General features: G+C 60.4%; 15 protein-coding genes. 8 read left to right on the forward strand and 7 right to left on the reverse strand.

What is annotated here, in order from left to right; genetic code table 11:
* Positions 1 to 41: 41 nt before the first annotated feature.
* Positions 42 to 3,440: a bifunctional proline dehydrogenase/L-glutamate gamma-semialdehyde dehydrogenase PutA gene (putA, locus tag ACR0DJ_RS02225; protein WP_480683722.1), complete on the reverse strand. Its 3,399-nt coding sequence runs from the start codon at positions 3,438 to 3,440 to the stop codon at positions 42 to 44.
* A 108-nt stretch (positions 3,441 to 3,548) separates the two neighbouring features.
* On the opposite strand from putA, the gene ACR0DJ_RS02230 reads away from it, so the two are divergent.
* Positions 3,549 to 4,031, forward strand: a complete 483-nt coding sequence (locus ACR0DJ_RS02230) for an Lrp/AsnC family transcriptional regulator (RefSeq protein WP_170346113.1) — start codon at positions 3,549 to 3,551, stop codon at positions 4,029 to 4,031.
* A 60-nt stretch (positions 4,032 to 4,091) separates the two neighbouring features.
* The gene (locus ACR0DJ_RS02235; protein ID WP_425078804.1) at positions 4,092 to 4,628 is read left to right on the forward strand and encodes a tetratricopeptide repeat protein; all 537 of its coding nucleotides are present in this window, start codon (positions 4,092 to 4,094) and stop codon (positions 4,626 to 4,628) included.
* Positions 4,629 to 4,741: 113 nt separating this feature from the next.
* Here ACR0DJ_RS02235 and ACR0DJ_RS02240 read toward each other — a convergent pair whose 3' ends face one another.
* Complete coding sequence (locus tag ACR0DJ_RS02240) at positions 4,742 to 5,515, reverse strand: FadR/GntR family transcriptional regulator (protein ID WP_170346115.1); 774 nt, start codon at positions 5,513 to 5,515, stop codon at positions 4,742 to 4,744.
* A gap of 336 nt (positions 5,516 to 5,851) precedes the next feature.
* Here ACR0DJ_RS02240 and ACR0DJ_RS02245 point away from each other — a divergent pair, with 336 nt between their 5' ends.
* The 4 genes from ACR0DJ_RS02245 (at position 5,852) to dld (ending at position 11,947) form a co-directional block, all read left to right on the forward strand.
* The gene (locus ACR0DJ_RS02245) at positions 5,852 to 6,901 is read left to right on the forward strand and encodes a TRAP transporter substrate-binding protein (protein ID WP_170346116.1); all 1,050 of its coding nucleotides are present in this window, start codon (positions 5,852 to 5,854) and stop codon (positions 6,899 to 6,901) included.
* Between the two features lie 114 nt (positions 6,902 to 7,015).
* On the forward strand, positions 7,016 to 9,085 hold the full coding sequence (locus ACR0DJ_RS02250; protein ID WP_480686222.1) for a TRAP transporter large permease subunit: 2,070 nt from the start codon (positions 7,016 to 7,018) through the stop codon (positions 9,083 to 9,085).
* Between the two features lie 13 nt (positions 9,086 to 9,098).
* Complete coding sequence (locus ACR0DJ_RS02255) at positions 9,099 to 10,250, forward strand: alpha-hydroxy acid oxidase (RefSeq protein WP_170346118.1); 1,152 nt, start codon at positions 9,099 to 9,101, stop codon at positions 10,248 to 10,250.
* Positions 10,251 to 10,267: 17 nt separating this feature from the next.
* Complete coding sequence (gene dld / locus ACR0DJ_RS02260) at positions 10,268 to 11,947, forward strand: D-lactate dehydrogenase (RefSeq protein ID WP_480683725.1); 1,680 nt, start codon at positions 10,268 to 10,270, stop codon at positions 11,945 to 11,947.
* 728 nt (positions 11,948 to 12,675) lie between these two features.
* Here the strand turns inward: dld and gph are convergent.
* Positions 12,676 to 13,335 carry a phosphoglycolate phosphatase gene (gph, locus tag ACR0DJ_RS02265; RefSeq protein WP_425078802.1) on the reverse strand — a complete coding sequence of 220 codons (660 nt, stop codon included), beginning with the start codon at positions 13,333 to 13,335 and terminating at the stop codon, positions 12,676 to 12,678.
* A gap of 206 nt (positions 13,336 to 13,541) precedes the next feature.
* Here gph and hemP point away from each other — a divergent pair, with 206 nt between their 5' ends.
* Both hemP and ACR0DJ_RS02275 read left to right on the forward strand, forming a co-directional pair.
* The gene (hemP, locus tag ACR0DJ_RS02270) at positions 13,542 to 13,709 is read left to right on the forward strand and encodes a hemin uptake protein HemP (protein ID WP_083445319.1); all 168 of its coding nucleotides are present in this window, start codon (positions 13,542 to 13,544) and stop codon (positions 13,707 to 13,709) included.
* Positions 13,706 to 14,182: a hypothetical protein gene (locus tag ACR0DJ_RS02275; RefSeq protein ID WP_480683726.1), complete on the forward strand. Its 477-nt coding sequence runs from the start codon at positions 13,706 to 13,708 to the stop codon at positions 14,180 to 14,182. Before hemP ends, ACR0DJ_RS02275 begins: the two co-directional genes overlap by 4 nt.
* Positions 14,183 to 14,232: 50 nt before the next feature.
* Here the strand turns inward: ACR0DJ_RS02275 and ACR0DJ_RS02280 are convergent, their stop codons facing one another.
* The 4 genes from ACR0DJ_RS02280 to ACR0DJ_RS02295 form a co-directional block, all read right to left on the reverse strand.
* A complete protein-coding gene (locus ACR0DJ_RS02280; RefSeq protein ID WP_480683727.1) occupies positions 14,233 to 17,298 on the reverse strand; it encodes an aminotransferase class III-fold pyridoxal phosphate-dependent enzyme in 3,066 nt (1,021 codons plus the stop codon).
* Positions 17,299 to 17,399: 101 nt separating this feature from the next.
* Complete coding sequence (locus ACR0DJ_RS02285; RefSeq protein WP_480683728.1) at positions 17,400 to 18,272, reverse strand: NAD(P)-dependent oxidoreductase; 873 nt, start codon at positions 18,270 to 18,272, stop codon at positions 17,400 to 17,402.
* A gap of 101 nt (positions 18,273 to 18,373) precedes the next feature.
* Positions 18,374 to 18,763 carry a Cu(I)-responsive transcriptional regulator gene (gene cueR / locus ACR0DJ_RS02290; RefSeq protein WP_170346124.1) on the reverse strand — a complete coding sequence of 130 codons (390 nt, stop codon included), beginning with the start codon at positions 18,761 to 18,763 and terminating at the stop codon, positions 18,374 to 18,376.
* Complete coding sequence (locus ACR0DJ_RS02295; protein ID WP_480683730.1) at positions 18,760 to 21,228, reverse strand: heavy metal translocating P-type ATPase; 2,469 nt, start codon at positions 21,226 to 21,228, stop codon at positions 18,760 to 18,762. The genes cueR and ACR0DJ_RS02295 overlap by 4 nt, the downstream gene beginning before the upstream one ends.
* Positions 21,229 to 21,267 lie beyond the last annotated feature (39 nt).

Genomic DNA, 21,267 nt, shown 5'->3' on the forward strand with positions numbered 1-21,267 from the left:
GTGTGACGCTGGGCTTTTGTGTGCCCAGCGTCAAGGCAAGCTTATGCCGCACCTCCCAACAACGCGGCGTTTCCACCCGCTGCGGTCGTGTCGACGCAGACATGGCGTTCACCCAGAACACGCGCGCGGTCGGGCTTGCCGGGGATAAGCGGCAGAATCGGGCCGTCGCGGCGCGCCAGATGCTGTTCGATCTGCCGCGCTGTTTCGTCGTCTCCCCACCACAACACGCCCGAAATGCCGGTCAGGTTTTCCAGCCGGTGCAGGTCAAGCATTCCGGTCGCCTGAATGGCGGTGCCACCCAACGCAGATACAGCATCGGCCTGCGCACGCGCTGCGGCCTCTCCGGGCCCCATGCACAGAAGGGGCGGACGCGGATACTCGCTCAGGCGGTTCGATTCACCGGTCGGGCCGGGCAGGGATCGGGTTGTGACCGGCGCAGGTTGACCTTGTGCGGCAGGCAGATCAGCCACGGCGCCCCAGGTATCCGCCGTGCTTTGACGGTCGGGTGCGCAGAACCGGATCATGTAGTTTGGCCCGCCCGCCTTGGGGCCGGTGCCTGACAATCCTTCGCCCCCGAAGGGCTGAGACCCGACGATTGCGCCGATCTGGTTGCGGTTCACATAGATGTTGCCCGCATGGATCGCCTCGGTCACATGCTGCACGCGGTCGTCGATGCGGGTATGCAGGCCGAAGGTCAGGCCGTATCCGGTGGCGTTGATATCGGCGATGATCTTGTCGATCTCTTGCGACTTGAACCGGGCGACGTGCAGCACCGGGCCGAACACCTCGCGTTCCAGCGCGGCGATGCCGGGGATCTCGATCAGTGCCGGTGCAACAAAGATGCCTTCGGGCGGCAACGGAAGCTCCTTCAGCACCCGCCCTTCGTGGCGCGCCCTGGTCACATGTTCGGCGATGCCCTGTCGGGCTTGCGCGTCGATGACCGGGCCGCAATCCGTCGAGATCAGCCACGGATCTGCAACACTCAGCGCATCTATCGCCCCTTTGAGCATGGTCAGAACGTCGTCGGCGATATCCTCCTGCAGATACAGACACCGCAGCGCGGAACAGCGCTGGCCCGCCGACTGAAAGGCGCTTTCGATGATCGATTGCACGGCCTGTTCGGGAAGGGCGGTGCTGTCGACGATCATTGCATTCAGACCACCGGTTTCTGCAATCAGAGGCGTACCGGGACGCATGGATCCGGCCATCGCCGCACGGATTTTCAGCGCGGTGGCCGTAGACCCGGTGAAGGCCACACCCGAGACACGCGGATCCGATGTCAGCGCCGCGCCCACGGCAGGCCCGCCGGGCAACAGTTGCAGCACATCGCGTGGCACCCCTGCCTCATGCATGAGTTGAATCGCACGATGCGCGATCAGGGGCGTCTGGGGCGCTGGCTTGGCCAGAACTGCGTTTCCGGTGGCCAGCGCGGCGGAGATCTGTCCTGAGAAAATCGCCAGCGGGAAGTTCCACGGGCTGATACAGGTGAAAATTCCCGCGGGATCGGCGTCGGGGATGTTGGCTGCATAATAGCGCAGGAAATCCACCGCCTCGCGCAGTTCCGCCACCGCATCAGGCAGCGACTTCCCTGCCTCACGCGCCAGCAGCGCAAACAACTCGCCATAATGCGCTTCATAAAGATCGGCTGCGGCATTGAGGACACGGGCGCGTTCGGCAGCAGGGGCGTCCCAGGGGTCGGCCGAAGCCAATGCCATCTCCACGTCCGCGGCACTCGCTGCGGCCACCGCGCCGGGCTTGTCCTGAGGCTGCGCCGGGTTGATCACTGGCTCGTCCGCTTCAGGCTTGGCCTCGCCGGCCAGCAAGGGTTGCGCATACCAGTGATGGGCGCGGAACTGATCCCGTGCCGCATCAATCTGATCCAGCGTTGGTGTGTGATGCAGGTCAAAACCCTTGGAGTTCGGTCTTTCAGGCTGGAACAGGTCCGGCCCGGTCGGCAGTGCGGGCGGAGGAGTCCGGAGCGCAACAAACGGATCGGCTGCGACCTCTTCCGGCGGCACATCTTCGTCCACAATCTGGTTGACGAAGGATGAGTTTGCGCCGTTCTCCAGCAAGCGTCGAACCAGATAAGCCAGCAAGTCGCGATGCGCCCCGACCGGTGCATAAATGCGGCACCGGGTGTTCTGCTTGTCCATCACGATCTGATGCAGGGTCTCGCCCATGCCGTGCAGGCGCTGGAACTCGAACGGTTGATCTTCGGCCATGTGAAGGATGGCGCTGACCGTGTGGGCGTTGTGCGTGGCAAATTGTGGGTAGATCCGGTCGGTCATGCCCAGCAGTTTGCGTGCATTGGCGATATAGGAGACGTCGGTCGCGGCCTTGTGCGTGAAGACCGGAAAGCCATCCACCCCTTCGACCTGCGCGCGTTTGATCTCGGTATCCCAATAGGCACCTTTGACCAATCGCACCATAATCTGGCGATCATGACGTTCGGCCATGCCATACAGCGTATCCAGTACCAGACCTGCACGCGGGCCATAGGCCTGAACCACGATGCCAAACCCGTGCCATCCGGCAAGGGCCGGGTCGGACATCACCGCCTCGATCACCTGCAACGACAGCGACAGACGATCCGCCTCTTCTGCATCGACGTTCAGGCCCATTCCGGCCGCCTTGGCCAGCAGGGCCAGCGCCCGCAGCCGCGGCACCAGCTCGTCCATCACACGCTGTTCCTGTGCCAGCTCATAACGGGGATGCAGGGCGGACAGTTTTACCGAAATGCCCGGGTTGGCGCGGATATCGTCATGGGTGCAGGCCTCGGCAATGGCCGAGATGGCGCGGGAATAGGACAGGTGATAGCGCGCCGCGTCCGCTTCGGTCCGGGCCGCTTCGCCCAGCATGTCGTAGGAATAGGTATAGCCTTTTTCCTCCATCCCGCGCGCGCGCTCCATGGCGGACTGAATGGTTTCCCCCAGAACGAACTGTCGCCCCATCTCTTTCATCGCGCGCGCGACAGCCGTGCGGATCACCGGCTCGCCCAGCCGCTTGATTGCACCGCGCAGCGCCCCGACCGGAGACGCCTTGCCTTCGTCCAGTACCTTTCCCGTCAGCATCAGCGCCCAGGTCGAGGCGTTCACCAGCGAGGACGAGGATTGCCCCAGATGCTTGCCCCAATCGGATGGTGCGATCTTGTCTTCGATCAGCGCATCGATTGTGTCGGCATCCGGCACGCGCAACAACGCCTCGGCCAGACACATCAGGGCGATACCTTCGTCGGTGGACAGGCCATATTCGGCCAGAAACACCTCCATCAACCCCGGAGAAGTGCTGGACCGGATGTCGCGCACAAGCTGCGCAGCGGCGGTGCCGATGGCGCTGCGATCCGTGTCTGTCAGGTTCGCCTGAGAGATCAGTGTATCAAGAACTGCCGACTGATCGGCGTAGGTTGAGCTATCGATGAGGGTTCGCAGGCTGTGTGACATATGTCCTCCGGTCTTTTTGATAATATAATGCGGAAAATTCAGGACAACGGCCCGAATATTGGCTATTGGAAGGCCTGTGTTCTGAAGATTCGGCAAAAGACAGCGCAAATGAGCTTTCCTGATCTGGATCGGTTCGACCGGTCGATTCTAAAAATTCTGGCCGAGGATGGTCGTATCTCGGTGGCTGATCTTGCGCGCGAGATCGGGCTGTCGAAATCTCCGACGCAAGCGCGGCTCAAACGGCTTGAGGCAAGCGGAGTAATCCAGGGGTATCGGGCGATGCTGGATCCGATCCGGTTGGGCCTGGATCACGTCGCGTTTGTCGAGGTGCGTTTGACCGATACCCGCGAAAAGGCTCTGGCCGAGTTCAACGCAGCCGTCCGCAAAACCGCCGAGGTCGAGCAGGCGCATATGATCGCGTCCAATTTTGACTATCTTCTGAAAGTGCGCACCGCCACCATGTCGGAATACCGCCGTGTATTGGCCGAGAAGATCTCGTCTCTGCCGCATGTCGCCAATACCTCAACTTTTGTTGCGATGGAGGCCGTGAAGGAAACCGGTATGCTGGGCGGTTTTGAACATCAGTCTTGACCCGGCGGAATTTTGGCCCACCCTTGTTGCGTGATGCGAACCTGTGCTGCAACGTTTTTTATGATCGCGTTTTCATGCTCGGCCATGGCCGAGACATGCCCCACGGCTCCGGATCATTCCGAAGGGGTGAATGCGCTGATCAAGCAGGTCCAAAAGGCGGAATCGCAAGGCGACGCCCGGGTCATCTCGAATCAAATGTGGGAACTCTGGACGGACGCGCCGGATGCCCGGTCGCAGACTCTGCTGGACCGGGGAATGGCGCGACGAGAGGCTTGGGACTTGTCGGGCGCGTTGGACGATTTCAACCAGCTTGTCGAATATTGCCCGGATTACGCCGAAGGCTACAATCAGCGGGCTTTCGTAAACTACCTGAGGCAGGATTTTGAAGCGGCGCTGCGCGATCTGAATGTCACGATCGAAATGTCGCCAAACCACATCGGCGCGCTCAGCGGACGCGCGTTGTCTTTACTGGGTTTGAAACGTCTTGAAGACGCGCGCACAGCACTGTCCGAAGCGCTGGAACTCAACCCGTGGCTGTCCGAGCGGGCGTTGTTGGAACCCGGCGGCCTTCTGGAACCGCCCGGAGAGGATATCTGACAGCCGGCTCGGGTAAGTTTTGAAACCGGTCGAAAACCGCCAAACAGGAGAGTTTCACGATCACCACGGGGACTGGGCCCCGCAATCAGAAGGGCAAATGGGTGACAAAGCCGTCAGCGCGACAGTATCCGGCGCTTTTCGGCCATGGCTTCGCGTCGCCGCTGTTCAATCCCGAGTTTGAAGGACTCTTCGACAAAGTCGATGTGATCCGTTGCCGCTTTTTCGGCCCGCTCCTCATCACCTTCGATCACTGCGCGGCCGAGTTCGAGATGTTGCTGCAACAGCTTTTCGCCGGTCCCATCGATCGTGCGCAGGAAGTCGCGATTGTAGAAAACGCCCTTGCGGGTGAGTTCGTAGATCGACGCCATCATGTGGATCAGGGTCGCGTTCTGGCTGGCATCAACAATCGCTGAATGCAGCGCAAAGTCCGCCTCTTGCGAAGCCTTGGCGTCCTGCTCCTGCCAGGCGCGCTCGTTTTCATCAAGGATCTCTGAAATCCGTTCCTTGTCTGCCTTGGTCGCACGACGGGCGGCAAGCCGGGCCGCGAAACCTTCCTGTTCGCGGCGATACTCCAGATAGTCGAAAAAAGCCGGCTCATGGCGTTCGTACAAAGCAAGAAGCGCGGGCATCATGGCTTGTCCGGTCAGGGCCGCGACGAATGTCCCTTCACCGTGTTGCGTTGTGACCAGCCCGCGTTCTTCCAGCACCTGAAGGGCCTCGCGCAGCTTTGGTCGCGACACGCGCAGCATCTCGGCCAGATCGCGCTCGGACGGCAGTTTCCGGCCCTGTTTCAGGATGCCCGACGCGATCAGGTCCTCGATTTGTGAAACCACCGCATCAGCCAGCGATTCGTGTCCGACCGGTTCAAAAATCGCCGTGGTGTTCATGAGATGCTGCCCCGTGTGATGCTAAAATAACCAGAATAACTGGTAAATAAAGATAACCATATCCGTTCTAAATTCAAGCGCGCGGATGTTCTTTCCGGACGTGGATTACATGTTTGTTTGCGAAGGGTTTTTTAGGAAAGTATAGGATTTTCATGTGGTCGCATCAGGGTTTTTCCGGGTTTGTCGGATGCAGGTTTCCCATTTCTGCTCATTGCCAGAGGTAAATAAAGTTATTGACTGGTTTAATCTGGTAAAGTTAGTTTACCACCGGAGCGGCGCTGGAAGAGCCTGCGCCACTGATCGGAGACAAACCCGACCAACCCTGGAGGAGATTTCATGAAGAAGACCCTGACGAGCCTGGCCGTGGCCGCCAGCCTGCTGGCGGCACCCGCGGTTGCGGCGGACAAGCTGCTGCTGAAAACACCGATTGCCTTTTCGACCGAACTGCCGGGCCTGGGTTCGCCTATTCCACGTGTGGCTGATCAGCTGGAACTGATGTCCGGCGGCACGCTGAAGATGAAGGTGTACGAGCCGGGAAAACTGGTTCCGCCCTTCGAAATTCTGGACGCCGTGTCCACCGGCAAGATCAACTCGGGCTACACCACGGCTGGTTACTGGGCCGGGAAAATCCCGGCCGCGCCGCTGTTCTCGGCTGTGCCCTTCGGCCCCGAGGCGGGCGAATACATGGCTTGGCTGTATTATGGCAACGGCATGACCCTGTATCAGGAGATGTATGATCAGGCCGGTTTCAACGTCAAAGTTCTGCCTTGCGCCATCATCGCGCCGGAAACCTCGGGCTGGTTCGCCTCCGAGATCAACTCGCCCGAAGACCTGAACGGGCTGAAGATGCGTTTCTTCGGTCTGGGCGGCAAGGTGATGCAGAAACTGGGTGTGGCGACCTCGCTGCTGCCAGGTGGTGAGATCTTCCCCGCATTGGAAAAAGGTGCGATTGATGCGACCGAGTTTTCGATGCCTGCGATCGACGCGCGCCTGGGCTTCCACAAGCTGGTCAAATTCAACTATTTCCCCGGCTGGCATCAGCAGGCGACCGTATTTGAACTGCTGATCAACAAGGACGTCTGGAACGAAGCCAGCGATCAGCACAAGGCAATCATCGAAAACGCCTGCAAGGCTTCGATGGCAGACAGCTTTGCCGAAGGCGAAGCCATCCAGCACGCGGCCTTGATCGACAACGTTGAAAACAACGGCGTTACCATCAAGCAGTGGTCGCCCGAGATGCTGGATACCTTCCGCGCAACCTGGGAAGAGGTTGCCGCTGAAGAGGCCGCCAATGATGCCTTCTTTGCACAGGTTCTGGCCGACATGAACGAATTCCGTGACGGCTATAACCTCTGGAAGACAAACGCCTTCCTCCCACGTCAGTAATCTCTCCCTCACTGACGTTGCCGGGGCGGCCCGATCCGCCGCTCCGGCCCCTGCTTTTCGATCTTCGGACTTTCTAACCTTTCACTACCCGTATTCCGGGTTGCTGAGCGAGGAATGACCATGACCACCCAAAACAACCCCAACGATCCGGTCGAAGCCTATGAAGGCATCCTGGAACACCCCGAATCCGACCGCCAGAAAATCGCCGTCGCGATCGACGCCGGGGTCAAGGCTGTGGGTCATGTCGTCATGTGGGCCAATGTCCTGCTGATGGGCGCGATCTTCGCACAGGTCTCGTTGCGTTACCTGTTCAGCCAGAACTACCCGAAACTGGATGAGATCCAGTGGCATTTTTATGGAATCGTCACGATGATCGGCATCTCGTATGCCTTGATCACCGACAGCCATGTGCGTGTGGATGTCCTGCATATGCAGCTTTCGCGCCGCGCGCAGCGGATCATCGAGGTGATCGGCATCCTGACCCTGCTGACCCCGTTCATCTATCTGATGGTCGATCAGGGCTATGACTATTTCTACGAAAGCTTCCGCGTCAACGAACGCTCGGACAGCCCCACGGGCCTGCCTGCGCGTTGGGCCTTCAAGGCGGTCATTCCGATCAGCTTTGTCCTGCTGGCGCTGGCCGCGTTGGCACGGTTGATCCATGACGGGCACGCGTTGATGTACGGACCGGCCTCGGAGCGCGAGGGCGCACCGCTGCGCCGTATCCTGCTGGTGCTCGCGGTCTTTGCTGCCGTCTGTGTGGGCCTGACCTTCCTGGTCGAAACGACCGAGGAAAAGCTGGTCATCGCGATGTTCCTGACCTTCATCGCGCTGCTGTTTACTGGCTATCCGGTGGCTTGGGTTCTGGCCGGTGTCGGTGTCGCCTATTGCGGTCTGGCCTATCTGTTCGACAACGATCTGATGCTGTGGACAGGTCTGGAAAGCACATTTACCGGGCTTGATTACCTGACCCTTGGGGCGGTGGTGAACCGGGTCTACGCGACCATGTCCAACGCGGTTCTGGTTGCCCTGCCGATGTTCATCTTCATGGGTCTGATGCTGGACGAATCCGGTGTGGCAGAGCGTCTGATGTCCTCGATGCAGCGCCTGTTCGGGACGGTGCGCGGAGGTCTGGCCATCACCGTGACCCTGATCGGGATCATTCTGGCGGCCTCGACCGGCATCATCGGTGCCTCGGTTGTTCTGCTGGGCGTGCTGTCGTTGCCGTCGATGATGCAGCAGAAATACCAGCCGACGCTGGCGGCGGGCGTGGTTTCGGCTTCGGGGACGCTGGGCATTCTGATCCCGCCCTCGATCATGCTGGTGATCATGGCCGACCAGATGGCCCTGTCTGTCGGTGACCTGTTCATGGCTGCCGTTTTCCCGGGCGTGATCATAGGCGCCCTGTACCTGACCTACATCTTCATCCTCGCGCTGGTGAAACGCGACGCGGCCCCCGTGCCCGAAGGCGCGAAAGCCCCCGATTGGGCCGCCGTCAAGGACGTTCTTATCGCCGTCATCCCGACGCTGATGCTGATCCTTGCGGTACTGGGCTCGATCTTCGCGGGTCTGACTACGCCGACCGAAGCGTCCGGCATCGGCGCCTTGGGTGCGACCCTGCTGGCACTGGCTTATCGCAAGCTGACCTTTGCCAAGCTGTGGAACGTGCTGGTTTCGACCTTCAACACCACCGCCTACATCTTTGCGATCTTCCTCGGCGCGACCGTGTTCTCTTATGTCCTGCGGGAACTGGGCGGGGATGAGTTGATCGAACATGTGGTGCAATCCACCGGCTTTGGAGCGAACGGCACCATCCTTTTCATCCTGTTCATCGTTTTCCTGCTGGGATTTGTGCTGGACTGGATCGAGATCACGTTGATCGTGCTTCCGCTGATGCGCCCCATCGTGAACGGTCTGGGCATCGACATCCCCGGCTTCGGCGTTCTTGATGAACCGGCACTGGTTTGGTTCGTGATCCTTGTCGCTGTGACACTGCAAACCAGCTTTCTGACGCCGCCCGTTGGCTTTGCCTTGTTCTATCTCAAAGGCGTTTGCCCGCCAGAGATCAAGCTGACCCACATCTACAAGGGCATCATCCCATTTGTCCTGCTGCAATTGACCGGATTGGCGCTGGTCTTCCTGTGGCCGACCCTCGCCACCTGGTTGCCCTCGGTCGCCTACTAAGGAGCTTATCGCCATGCGTCTGAGCCAATGTCATAATTTCCACGACTTCCGGCGGCTGGCCAAGCAGCGGCTGCCGGGGCCGATCTTCAACTATATCGACGGTGGCGCGGATGATGAGGTGACGTATCGGGAAAACACCAAGGCGTTCGACCGATGCGATCTGTTGCCTTCGGTCCTGCGCGGGGTTTCGGACGTGGACATGTCCGTCACGGTGATGGGGCAGAAACTGGACATGCCGGTCTATTGCTCGCCCACCGCGTTGCAGCGCCTGTTCCACCATCAGGGTGAACGCGCCGTTGCAGCGGCGGCCGAGAAATACGGCACCATGTTCGGAGTTTCCTCTCTGGGTACTGTCTCGCTGGAGGAACTGCGCCAGAAACACAAGAACCCACAGGTCTATCAATTCTACTTCCACAAGGATCGCGGATTGAATGCCGCGATGATGCAGCGCGCCAAAGAGGCGGGTGTCGAGGTCATGATGCTGACCGTCGACAGCATCACCGGTGGCAACCGCGAGCGTGACCTGCGCACGGGGTTCTCGATCCCGTTCCGGTTGACGCTGGGCGGCATGATCCAATTTGCGATCAAGCCGATGTGGGGCATCAACTATGTCACCCATGAAAAGTTCCGGCTGCCTCAGCTGGAAGAACATGTGGATATGGGCGGTGGGGCCAGCTCGATCGGCGGGTATTTCACCGATATGCTCGATCCGTCGATGAACTGGGATGACGTGGCGCAGATGGTGCGCGACTGGGATGGTCAGTTCTGCCTGAAGGGGATCATGACCGTCGGTGACGCGAAACGCGCGGCAGAGATCGGGTGTACCGGCATCATTCTGTCGAACCACGGTGGCCGCCAACTGGATGGCTCGCGCACACCGTTTGACCAACTGGCCGAGATTGTCGATGCCGTCGGCGACAAGCTGGACGTGATGATGGACAGCGGCATTCAGCGTGGCACCCATGTGCTCAAGGCGCTTTCGATCGGGGCCAAAGCCGTGGGTGTCGGGCGGCACTACCTTTATCCTTTGGCTGCCGCGGGGCAGGCGGGTGTCGAACGGGCGCTTGGGTTGATGCGTGCCGAGATCGAGCGCGACATGAAACTGATGGGTGTCACCAGTGTTGGCCAGCTCAGCCGCGAGAATATTCGTTTCCGTAATCCCTAACCCAAACAGGGGCCGATATGACCAATGACGCGTTGATCAAACATTTCCGCTCCATCGTCGGTGCGCGTCACGTGCTGGTCGGAGCGCGCGCGACAGAGCGTTTTCGGCGCGGTTTCCGCTCGGGCGAGGGCGAGGCGCTGTGCGTCGTTCAGCCGGGGACCCTGCTGGAGCAATGGAAAATCCTGCAAGCCTGCGTCGCAGCCGACAAGATTGTCATCATGCAAGCGGCTAATACTGGCCTGACCGAAGGGTCTACGCCGTCCGGCACCTATGACCGTGACGTGGTTCTGATCAACACGCGCCGGATGGATACTCTGGTGCCCTTGAACGACGCAGAGCAGGTCGTCAGCTTTCCGGGCGCCACGCTTTTTGCGCTGGAAAAACTGTTGGCCCCTTTGGGGCGCGAGCCGCATTCGGTGATTGGTTCGTCCTGCATCGGCGCGTCGATTGTGGGTGGGGTATGCAACAATTCCGGCGGTTCTCTGGTAGAGCGCGGTCCGGTTTACACGGAACTTTCCGTCTATGCGCAAATCACCGAACAGGGTGAATTGGAACTGGTCAACCACCTCGGCATCGATCTGGGCAACACGCCGGAAGAGATCCTTGCCAACCTCGATGCAGGGAAATTTGAACGCAATCCCGGGGCAACCAACAAACGCGCATCGGCCAGCGACTACGCACAGATCGTGCGGGACGTGAATGCGGAAACGCCTGCGCGGTTCAATGCGGACAAGGCCAGGCTTTTCGAATCTTCGGGCTCGGCCGGGAAGCTGGCCGTTTTTGCCGTACGCCTTGACACCTTTCCCAAGAACGAAGTCGAGAAGGTGTTCTATGTGGGCACCAACAATCCCGACGATCTGGCAGACCTGCGGCGCCACATTTTGTCAGAGTTCAAATCGCTGCCGGTTTCGGCCGAATACATGCAGCGCGAAGCGTTCGACATTGCAGCACGCTATGGCAAGGACACGGTCGTGATGATCGACAAGCTTGGCACGGACCGTCTGCCGATGTTCTTTGCGATGAAAGGCGCCGTGGATGCCCGCCTGCGGCGCATTCCGTTTTTGCGAAATTTCACTGATCGTTTCATGCAGGCAGCAATAGCTTTGTGGCCACGTGTCCTGCCTAAACGGATGATGGATTTTCGCGACAAGTACGAGCATCACCTTATCCTGAAAATGAAGGATGAAGGTGTGTCCGAGGCCGCCGAGTGGCTGCCGCGATTTCTGAGGGACCGCGATGGCGGATTTTTCGAATGTGATCCGCGCGAGGCCAAGATTGCAGGCCTCCATCGTTTTGCGGCGGCGGGCGCGGCGGTGCGTTACATGGCGATCCATTCGGACGACGTCGCAGACATCATCGCACTGGACGTCGCACTGCGCCGCAACGATCAGGACTGGCTGGAGAAGCTGCCGCCTGAGATCGAAGACCAGTTGGTTCACAAACTCTATTACGGGCACTTCATGTGCCACGTGATGCATCAGGATTACATAGTCAAAAAAGGGGCCGACCCAAAAGCGCTCAAGGCCGCAATGTTGAAACTGTTTGACGAACGCGGCGCGGAATACCCTGCTGAACATAACGTGGGGCACCTTTACAAGGCCAAGCCCGACCTGGCGGCACATTACAAATGCTGTGACCCGACCAACTCGTTCAATCCGGGTATCGGCAAAATGTCCAAGGCTAAGAATTACCAATAACCGGTTTTCCGGCGCGGCGGGGTGCTGTGAAAACGGCCGACAGATACGTCGGGTTCTGATGAGAAGGGTGTTGGTACCCGATTGCCTGATTTCCTGAGCGCACCCCCGCAAGCATCTGCCGCGCAGAAGGCGGCCAAAACCGAATGGGCGTCGCTTGTCAGCCGTAGGGAAGATTCGGACAGCGCAGTCGGAATCGGCAAGGAATTTCGCGTTGAGGCGCGGAATTCAGCCGCGATTGGTGCAGATCGTTCGGTTTTGAGTGTCAAACACACGTGTTTGTCAGGCCGTTAAAGATCTGAACCGGCGGGTTCGGACGGTCCATTGGCTGAGCACCTTTCTGTTCAGGTAAATTCGGGGTTGCATGATTTCTGACGGGTTTTCCTAGGGTTACCCTTGATCTGCAATCGATGTGCAGATCAACCCTCCGAAACTGCGGGCCAGAAGCCCGTTTTTGCATGCGAAAAATTGCAGATGAAGAGAGCCGGGAAATCGCCAATTTTCCCTTATTTTTCACGTTTTTTGGAGAACTACGGGAAACCCCCAATTTCGCGCCGCGACAAACAGGGGTAAACATGACCTACCGTACTTACCACACACACACACGGTATTAACTTTCCCCGATGAGGGGCTGGTCACACCCCCTCGGCCGGCCCCTCTTAACTTTTGGGGTCAGTGGCAATGCGGATCGTTGCCAATGTCGAAGGGTGTGATGATCTTCCCGAGCGGTGTCAGCTTTTGATCAACTCGGCGACGAGCGCGGGCAAGTCTTGCGATGCGCAATAGGCCACGGTGTGTGGAATCTCCGCGACCGGCGTCTTCCGATACCCTTCGGTAAACAGCAAAAACGGGATTTTCGCCCGAGCGGCCGTTTCCGCGTCAACTTCGCTGTCGCCGACGAACAAACGTGGGCCAGAAGCCTGAAGCGCATCGAAGCTTGCGAACAGATGGTTGGGGTCCGGTTTTCGCGTCGAAAGGCTGTCGCCACCAATAACAACGTCGAAGAATTGCGACAGGTTCAGCGCCTCAAGCACATGCCGTGCGGGCGCTTCTGGTTTGTTGGTGCAGACACCCAAAGCGCACCCCATCTGTCGCAAGGCAACCAGCGCTTCGGGGATGCCTGGGTAAGGAACAGTCGTTTCGCTTGCAGCGGCATTGTAATGCTTCAGGGTCAGTTGCGTCAGTTCCGCATGGCGGTCCAGCGGCAGGCCGCAATGCAGGATCACGCGTTCAACCAGTTTGGGCAAACCGTTGCCGACGAATCCTTTGATGATGTCCGTCGGCAGAGGATCATGCCCAACGTCGTTCAGCGTGCGGTTGGCCGCCGCCGCCAGATCGCCCAGGCTGTCCACCAGCGTTCCGTCCAGATCGAATACAACTGCTGCGGTCATGTTTGCTTGCCCTTCATCGCCCGACCCAAGACCTAACCCGCCCTGTTCCGGGGGGCAATCGCCTGTTTCAAAACGATGCTTGACAATCCTTACTAAAATAATCAGATTAAGCAGCAGGAACAGAAAGCCAGCCCTTTCGGGGTCAGCCAAATCAATTGAAACGCGATAGATATGGCACCATGCCGAAACGCTCTGGAGATGTCCCGATGAACGTACAGAACCCGACCCCAACCCAAGGTTACGCTGTCTCGATGCTTCCCGCGCACAAGGCCGAGGATCTGACCAAGGGCGGAAACCTGGCCCACATAGAACTGGGCGATCAGCTCTATACCCTGCGCATCACCCGCGCAGGCAAACTGATCCTGACGAAATGAGCGCGCCTTTCAAGCGCGGCGGCGCAGCAGTGGGCCGCCTTGCCGATCTCGATCCCATCGAAGCGGGCGCCGTGATGTATCTGCGGATGTGGAGCGACGGTGAGGGCGGGCGCGCCGACGCTGCCAGCGATTTCCAAGTCGCGCTGGGCGCGGAATGCGGGCGTGCGGCAATGCTGACCCTGGATCGCTTGTGTTCGCTATGCGCCACCCATGGCCGCCGTCCTTTGATCCGGCATGGTCTTGGATGTGCATGCCTTGGCGCGGATGAGAATTGCTTTGCCCAGATGATCGCGGCAGCGTCCGAAGGGGCGCGTGAAGACGCGATGATGCTGGCGTCCTTGATCGTGCGTCCGGATTTTGCCCCCGCCTTGGCATCCCTGTCGGAAGAACTGGGACTGACTCTCAGACGTATGACGGCTGGTTTCGAAATGCCGATCACCGGCCACCAGACCCCCTCGGCCATGCTCCACTGACCCTGAGTGTTGAACGGCCAAACCTCGGCGATGCGCCGGGGTTTTTTCGTTCAGCAGCACCCGCATCCGGCATGGTGATGGTCATGATCGCACACAAGGGCAGGGGTGAAGTCACCCACTTCGGACAACACATCCCGCAGCGCCCACAGGATCATGTCAACATCCTCGGCTTCGATGGTCAGGGGCGGGCGGATCTTCAGGATGTTGTCCTTGGGTCCCTCGCTGCCGATCAGGATGCGATGATCGCGCATCCGGTTTTTGACATAGCTGCAAATCTCGGTGCCTTCGCTTCCGTCGGGGTTGATCAGTTCCACGCCGAGAAACAGCCCCATACCCCGCACGTCGCCAACGCAACCAAAGTCGGTTTCGATCTGGCGCAGCCCCGCCATCAGGCGCTCGCCCATCCGGCGGGCATTGTCCTGCAAGCCTTCGTCGTCAACGATATCCAGCACCTCTTTGCCGATCCGGCAGGACAGGGTCGAGCCGCCAAAGGTCGAAAAGAACTCGATCCCGTTGTTGAAGCTGTCCGCGATCTCTGTGGTCGTCACCAGCACGCCCAGTGGGTGCCCGTTGCCGATTGGCTTGCCCATCACCACGATATCCGGAACCGCGCCCTGGTGCTCGAAGCCAAAATAGTATTCGCCCAGTCGTCCCAGACCTGTCTGCACCTCATCGGCGATGCAAACGCCGCCGGCAGCACGGATTTTTTCGTAAACCGCAGGCAGATAGCCCTTGGGCGGAATGATCTGTCCGCCGACAGACGGGAAGGTTTCCGCGATGAAACCGGCCACGCCCTGTCCCCGGTCCCGAAGGGCCGCAATCGCCGGATCGACAAGATCAGCAAATCTTTGCGCCCGGTCCGCATCATCACGCTTGAATGACCCGCGATAGTCATCGGCAACCTCGACCAGTTCAACCCAGTTGGCTTTCCCGATGCCGCCCGGTTTGTTGAACTTGTAGGCCGAGATCGCCACCGCAGCGTTCGTGTTGCCGTGATAGCCGTGATCCGGCGTCACGATCCCCTTCGCGCCGGTATGGGCGCGGGCCAGCCGCAGGGCCAGTTCGTTGGCCTCGGTTCCCGAGTTAACGAAAAAGCAGACCTGTAGGTGATCCGGCAGCTTCGACAGAATCTTGTCGGCAAATTCCACCTGTGCCGGATGCAGATAGCGGGTGTTCGAGTTCATGCGCCTTAGCTGATCCGCAGCCACGGCCCGAATGCGCGGATGCGCGTGCCCCACATGCGGGACGTTGTTGTAGGCGTCCAGATAGGGGCGTCCCCATTCGTCGAACAGGTGATGCTTCCAGCCGCGCACCAGCATGACCGGATCGTCATAGGTCAGGGACAGGTTGCCCCCGAAATGCACCCGCCGTTTGTTCAGGATTTCCGCTTTGTCCGTAGGGTGATAGAACACCTTGTCATCCGGCAGGTTCAGCAACGCCGCCGGGTTCGGGCAGACCGCGTGCCACAGCTCCATCTCGTCCGGATCGCCGACGCCGGGCCAGTCCGCTTTCATGCCATCAGTGGTGAGCGCCAGTTGGAAATGCACATGCGGAGCCCATCCACCATTCTGGCTGGCATCTCCCAACCTGGCAAACGCGGCCCCCTGTGCCACCGGGTCCCCAGGTTTCAGCCGGTCGCAGCATTCCGGGTCCAGATGGCCATAGAGCGTATAGAACGGGTCGCCTTCGGGCGTTTCGTGATGCAGGATGATCACGCCGCCGTAATCAAGGTGCTGGTCGCGGTTCTCGACCACTTCGACCCGCCCGCTCATCGGTGCATGCAGAACCGTCCCGGCACGCGCAAACACATCCACCGCCAAATGCACCGTCCGCCTGTCCGAGGCTTTCCAGGGGCCCTTGCGGAACCCCGGCTCGGCATAGATCAGGCGGGGCTCGTTATAGTAACCCAGCCACAACCCCTCACCATATTCCTCGCCAACCCGCGCAGCCTCGGCCAAAGGCATGTGGAACGGGTCTTGGGGCCAGACGCAGTTTTCGACCGAAAGCGAGCCCATGGGCACATCGCTCAGATCCTGGCCGAACATGTCGGCAAAATGTCCACGGTGTTCCTGAAGATAGGCGTGGATGTGTTCAGCCCCATCGACAACCGGCAAGCCGCAAGCTGCCCGCAACCGCGCCGACATCAGCCCGCCATTGACGGATGTGTTCTCAAGGAACCGCCAGGCAGGCGCCTGAGAGATCGTCACATAGGGATCATCCGGGTTCTCGGCCGCCATCAGGGTCGAGTTGACGACCGACACGGCAAGCCGCATCCTCAGCAACGGCCAGATCAGGTCAACCTCATCCGCCCGCAGCCGGTTGGCCGCGTGATAGCCCTTTACCAGAGCAGCCAGTGCCCGTTCCGGCTTGGGGTGATCCAGCACGACATACGCGCCGGCAATCGCCAGATCGCAGATGCGCGGCGCGGCGCACATGTCACCCAGATCGATCAGGCCCGAGATACGCCGCCGCTCGCTCAGTTCCCCTTCGACCAGAATGTTGTAGTCATTGGCGTCATTGTGGATGGCCTGTTTCGGCAGGTCCGCAAGGACATCCGCGATTGCAGCGAACCCCTCACAGATTTCCGTCAGCAGTGCCCGTCGCGCGGGGTCAGGGATCGCGTTTAACTTGTCAGCAATCCAGCCCGCCTGCATCAGATCCCATTTGAAACCGGCCCGGTGCAGTCCCGCATGCTCAAACCCTTCCAGGGCCCGGTCGGTCGCCCCCAATACGCGCCCCAGTTTCAGGATCAGCTCTTCGGATTTTGGGGCGGCCTTCGCGTAACATTGCCCCGGAAGGCACTCCAACAGCCAAACCAGCCTGCGCTGCCCTTCAGAATCGGCGATCTCGGGCAGCGTTGCGCCGGCCAAATCGGGGAACACCTTGGGAAACGGCAACCCCGGTGCCTCTGAAGAGATATGCGCCAGCGCCTTGATCTGAAGATCAACCAGATCGGCATCGCATCCGGCCCGCATGGCTTTCAGCACATAATCCTGACCATTGGTGGCCTGCACCAGAAAGTTCAGGTCATATTCACCATCCAACCGCGTCAAACGGGCGTCCAGCCCCCAGAGCTGCCGCAGCGCGGCCGTCCAAAAAGCATTCAAATCGTCCATCCCGTCTCCGCCCCGATCGCGCCGGAGCCCTCTTCATCTGGCCAAAATATCCTCGGGGGGAATCGCGCCTTGGCGCGATGGGGGGCAGACAGCCCCCCGCCTTACCCCATGGCCCGCAGGCGCTTGATCAACGACGAGGTGTCCCAGCGGCCACCACCCAGTTTCTGTACATCCTTGTAAAACTGATCGACCAGAGCGGTGACGGGCAGGGACGCGCCGGTTTCATCGGCGGTATCCAGACAGATACCCAGATCCTTGCGCATCCAGTCGACGGCAAAGCCATGTTCAAACTGATCATCCAGCATGGTCTCATACCGGTTTGCCATCTGCCAGCTCCCCGCCGCTCCCTGGCTGATCACCTCGACCACCGCGCGTCCGTCCAGCCCTGCCTTTTCGGCAAAGTGCAACGCTTCGCTGAGACCCTGAACCAACCCAGCGATGGCGATCTGGTTGCACATCTTGGTCATCTGGCCCGCGCCGCTGTCCCCGATCCGGCGGCAGATCTTTGCATAGACCTGCATCACCGGTTCAGCCGCATCATAGGCCGCCTGATCTCCGCCGCACATGATTGACAGAACACCGTTTTCAGCGCCTGCCTGACCGCCCGAGATCGGCGCGTCCACAAAGGCTATACCCCGTGATTGGCCGGCAGCGTACAATTCCCGCGTGACCTTTGCTGACACCGTCGTGTGGTCGACGAAAACAGCCCCGCTGGACATGCCGTGAAATGCGCCGTCGCCGCCGGTGCAAACCATGCGCAGATCGTCGTCATTGCCGACGCAGGCCATCACGAACTCGGCACCTTCAGCCGCGTCTTTCGGGGTGGCCGCCATCGACCCGCCATGCTGCTTTACCCAGGCTTCGGCCTTGGCGGCCGTGCGGTTGTAGACGGTGACGTCATGACCCGCGGCCTGAAGATGCCCAGCCATGGGATAGCCCATGACGCCCAGACCAAGGAACGCGACTTTTGCCATTTTGTGATCCTCTCCGCTGTTCGGTCGGCTTCAGCGGTGGATGCCTGGCCGAAATGTTTGGCGAAGACAAAGCAAAGCTGCGCCCAAAGGGCAACCCCAAGTCAGCCTTTCCCGCCCAGATCCCGCAGGATCGGGCAATCAGGCCGGTCATCCCCGGCGCAGGCGTCGATCAGGTGGCTCAGCGTCTCGCGCATCGCGTTCAGGTCGGCGATCTTGGCTTCGATCTGCGCCAGATGATCCCGCGCGACCTGTTTCACATCTGCGCTGGCGCGGGTTTCATCCTCGTAAAGCGCCAGCAATGTCCGGCAATCCTCGATGGTGAACCCAAGCGCCCGGGCGCGGCCCAGAAAGTTCAGCTTGTGCACGTCCTGATCGCGAAACCGGCGATAGCCGTTGTCATCGCGCAGCGGTTTGATGAGGTTGATATCTTCATAATACCGGATTGTCTTGGCAGGCAGGCCGGTGCGGGCGGACACATCTCCGATATTCATGCATGCACCTCCTTGGCGGGCGGGATCGGGGTTTCCGGTACGCTGGCTCGGACGCGACGCAGGCGCAGCGCGTTCGAGACGACAAAGACACTGGACAGCGCCATCGCGCCAGCCGCCAGTGCCGGAGACAACAGATGGCCGCCGAACGGGTAGAGGGCGCCAGCAGCGACGGGGATCAGCAGGACGTTGTAACCAAACGCCCATCCCAGGTTCTGGCGAATGTTCCGCATTGTCCGGCGGCTGATCTCGGTCGCATTTGCAACCCCGCGCAGATCACCGGACATCAGGACGACATCGGCCGTTTCTATGGCTACATCCGTGCCCGTCCCGATGGCGATGCCGATATCAGCCGTTGCCAGCGCCGGGGCGTCGTTTATGCCGTCGCCGACGAAAGCCAGCGTTCCGAACTGGTCCCGCAAGGCGGTGACCGCATCCACCTTGCCGTCGGGCAGCACTTCGGCGGTGACGTGATCGATCCCCAGCCGATCAGCCAAGGCCTGCGCGGTGCGCGCGTTGTCTCCGGTGACCATGGCCACGGTCAGACCCATTTGGTGGAGCCGCTCCAGCGCTTCTTCGGTGCCGGGTTTGACCGGGTCGGACACCGACAACGTGGCTGCGGCCTGTCCATCCAATGCGACGAACAATGGTGTTGCCCCTTCGGCGGCGCGGGCCTCTGCCTCGCTTGCCAGGGGTCCAAGGTCGATCCCGCGTTGTTGCATAAGCCGGTGCGACCCGATCAACACGTTCCGGCCTTCAACCAGCCCCTGCATGCCAAGCCCGGTAATCGACAGGACGTCCGTCGCCTCTGGCAGCGTCGCAGGCCCGGCCCGGGTGATCGCCGAAGCTATCGGGTGTTCCGACCGCGCCTCGAAGGCGGCGGCCAGCCGCACAACCTCATCCCTGTCAAATCCGTTCGCCGTCAAAACACTGACCAGTTCCGGACGGCCCAGAGTCAGGGTCCCGGTCTTGTCCAGCGCGATGACGCGTGCCTGCTGAAGCTGTTGCAGGGCATCGCCCTTGCGGAACAGAACCCCCAGTTCGGCCGCTCGCCCGGTGCCGACCATGATCGAGGTCGGCGTGGCCAGCCCCATGGCACAAGGGCAGGCTATGATCAGCACCGAAACACCAGCGACAAGCGCCAGCGGCAGGGCCGGTCTTGGGCCGAAAATCAGCCAGGCTGCGACGGTGATCATGGCGACCAGGATGACCGCCGGGACAAAGCGATATGTAATCCGATCGACCAGGCCCTGGATCGGCAGCTTTGCCCCCTGCGCCTGCTGTACCATGCGGATGACCTGCGCCAGCATGGTGTCACCCCCGACGCGCGTCGCACGAACCCGCAAGGCGCCGGTGCCATTCACGGTTCCCCCGACAACCGCTGCACCGGCTGATTTGCCGACCGGTATCGGTTCGCCCGTGATCATGCTTTCATCCACGTACGAGGTGCCCTCGAGCACTTCGGCATCCACCGGTACACGTTCGCCCGGGCGGATGTGCAGGATGTCGCCCACCGCAATCTCGGCGATAGGACGGTCTTCCATCCGGCCATCGACTTCGATCCGCGCGCTTTTGGGCTGAAGGCCCGCCAGTTTACGGATCGCGGCCCCGGTTTTGCCCTTGGCGCGCGCCTCCATCAGCCGGCCCAGAAGGATCAGAACGACAATCACGGCCGCCGCCTCGTAGTAGACGTTGGCAGTTCCGATCGGCAATGCACCGGGGGCGAATGTGGCCACAACCGAATACAGATAGGCCGCCCCGGTTCCCAGCGCGACCAGCGCGTTCATATCCGGCGTGCCCCGCAGCAACGACGGGATGCCCTTGCGATAGAACACGCGACCGGGCCCCAGCAGCAGGGCCGATGTCAGAGCGAACTGAATCAACTGGCTGTTCTGCGCGCCGAAGGTGGCGTGAACCCAGTGATGGAAAGCGGGAATCATGTGCCCGCCCATCTCAAGAACGAACACAGGCAAGGCGAGTACGGCGGCCAATATAGTGGTCCGGGTCAACCTTTGAATTTCGGCATCTTCGCGGTTTTCAGGTTTCGAAGCGCCTTGTAGCCGCGCCGGGTATCCGGTGCCGGTGACCACCTGTGCCAGTGCCTCTGGCGTTGTTGCCCCGGCAGCGTAAGTCACCGCGGCAGTTTGAGTCGCCAGATTGACCTGTGCTTCGATCACACCGGGGCTGGCCGTCAGCGCGCGCTCGATCTTGGCCACGCACGAGGCGCAGTTCATGCCTTCAATGCTCAGATCCACCCGGCTGGTCTCGGCCGGATACCCTGCCGCGTCCAATGCTTTGGTCAGCGCCGAAACCGGCCCGTCAAAAGCCACCTGTGCGGACTTGGTTGCAAAGTTGACCGAGGCCGTTTCAACCCCGGGCACATCACGCAGCGCCTCTTCAACGCGGCCCACACAGGATGCGCATCCCATGCCCGTGATTTTCAGCTCTGTCAGTGCTTTTTGCGCCATGCGACTCGCCCCTGAAATTTCCTTGCTCACCAGATGGGG

The organism is Ruegeria sp. BF10, from assembly GCF_056538725.1.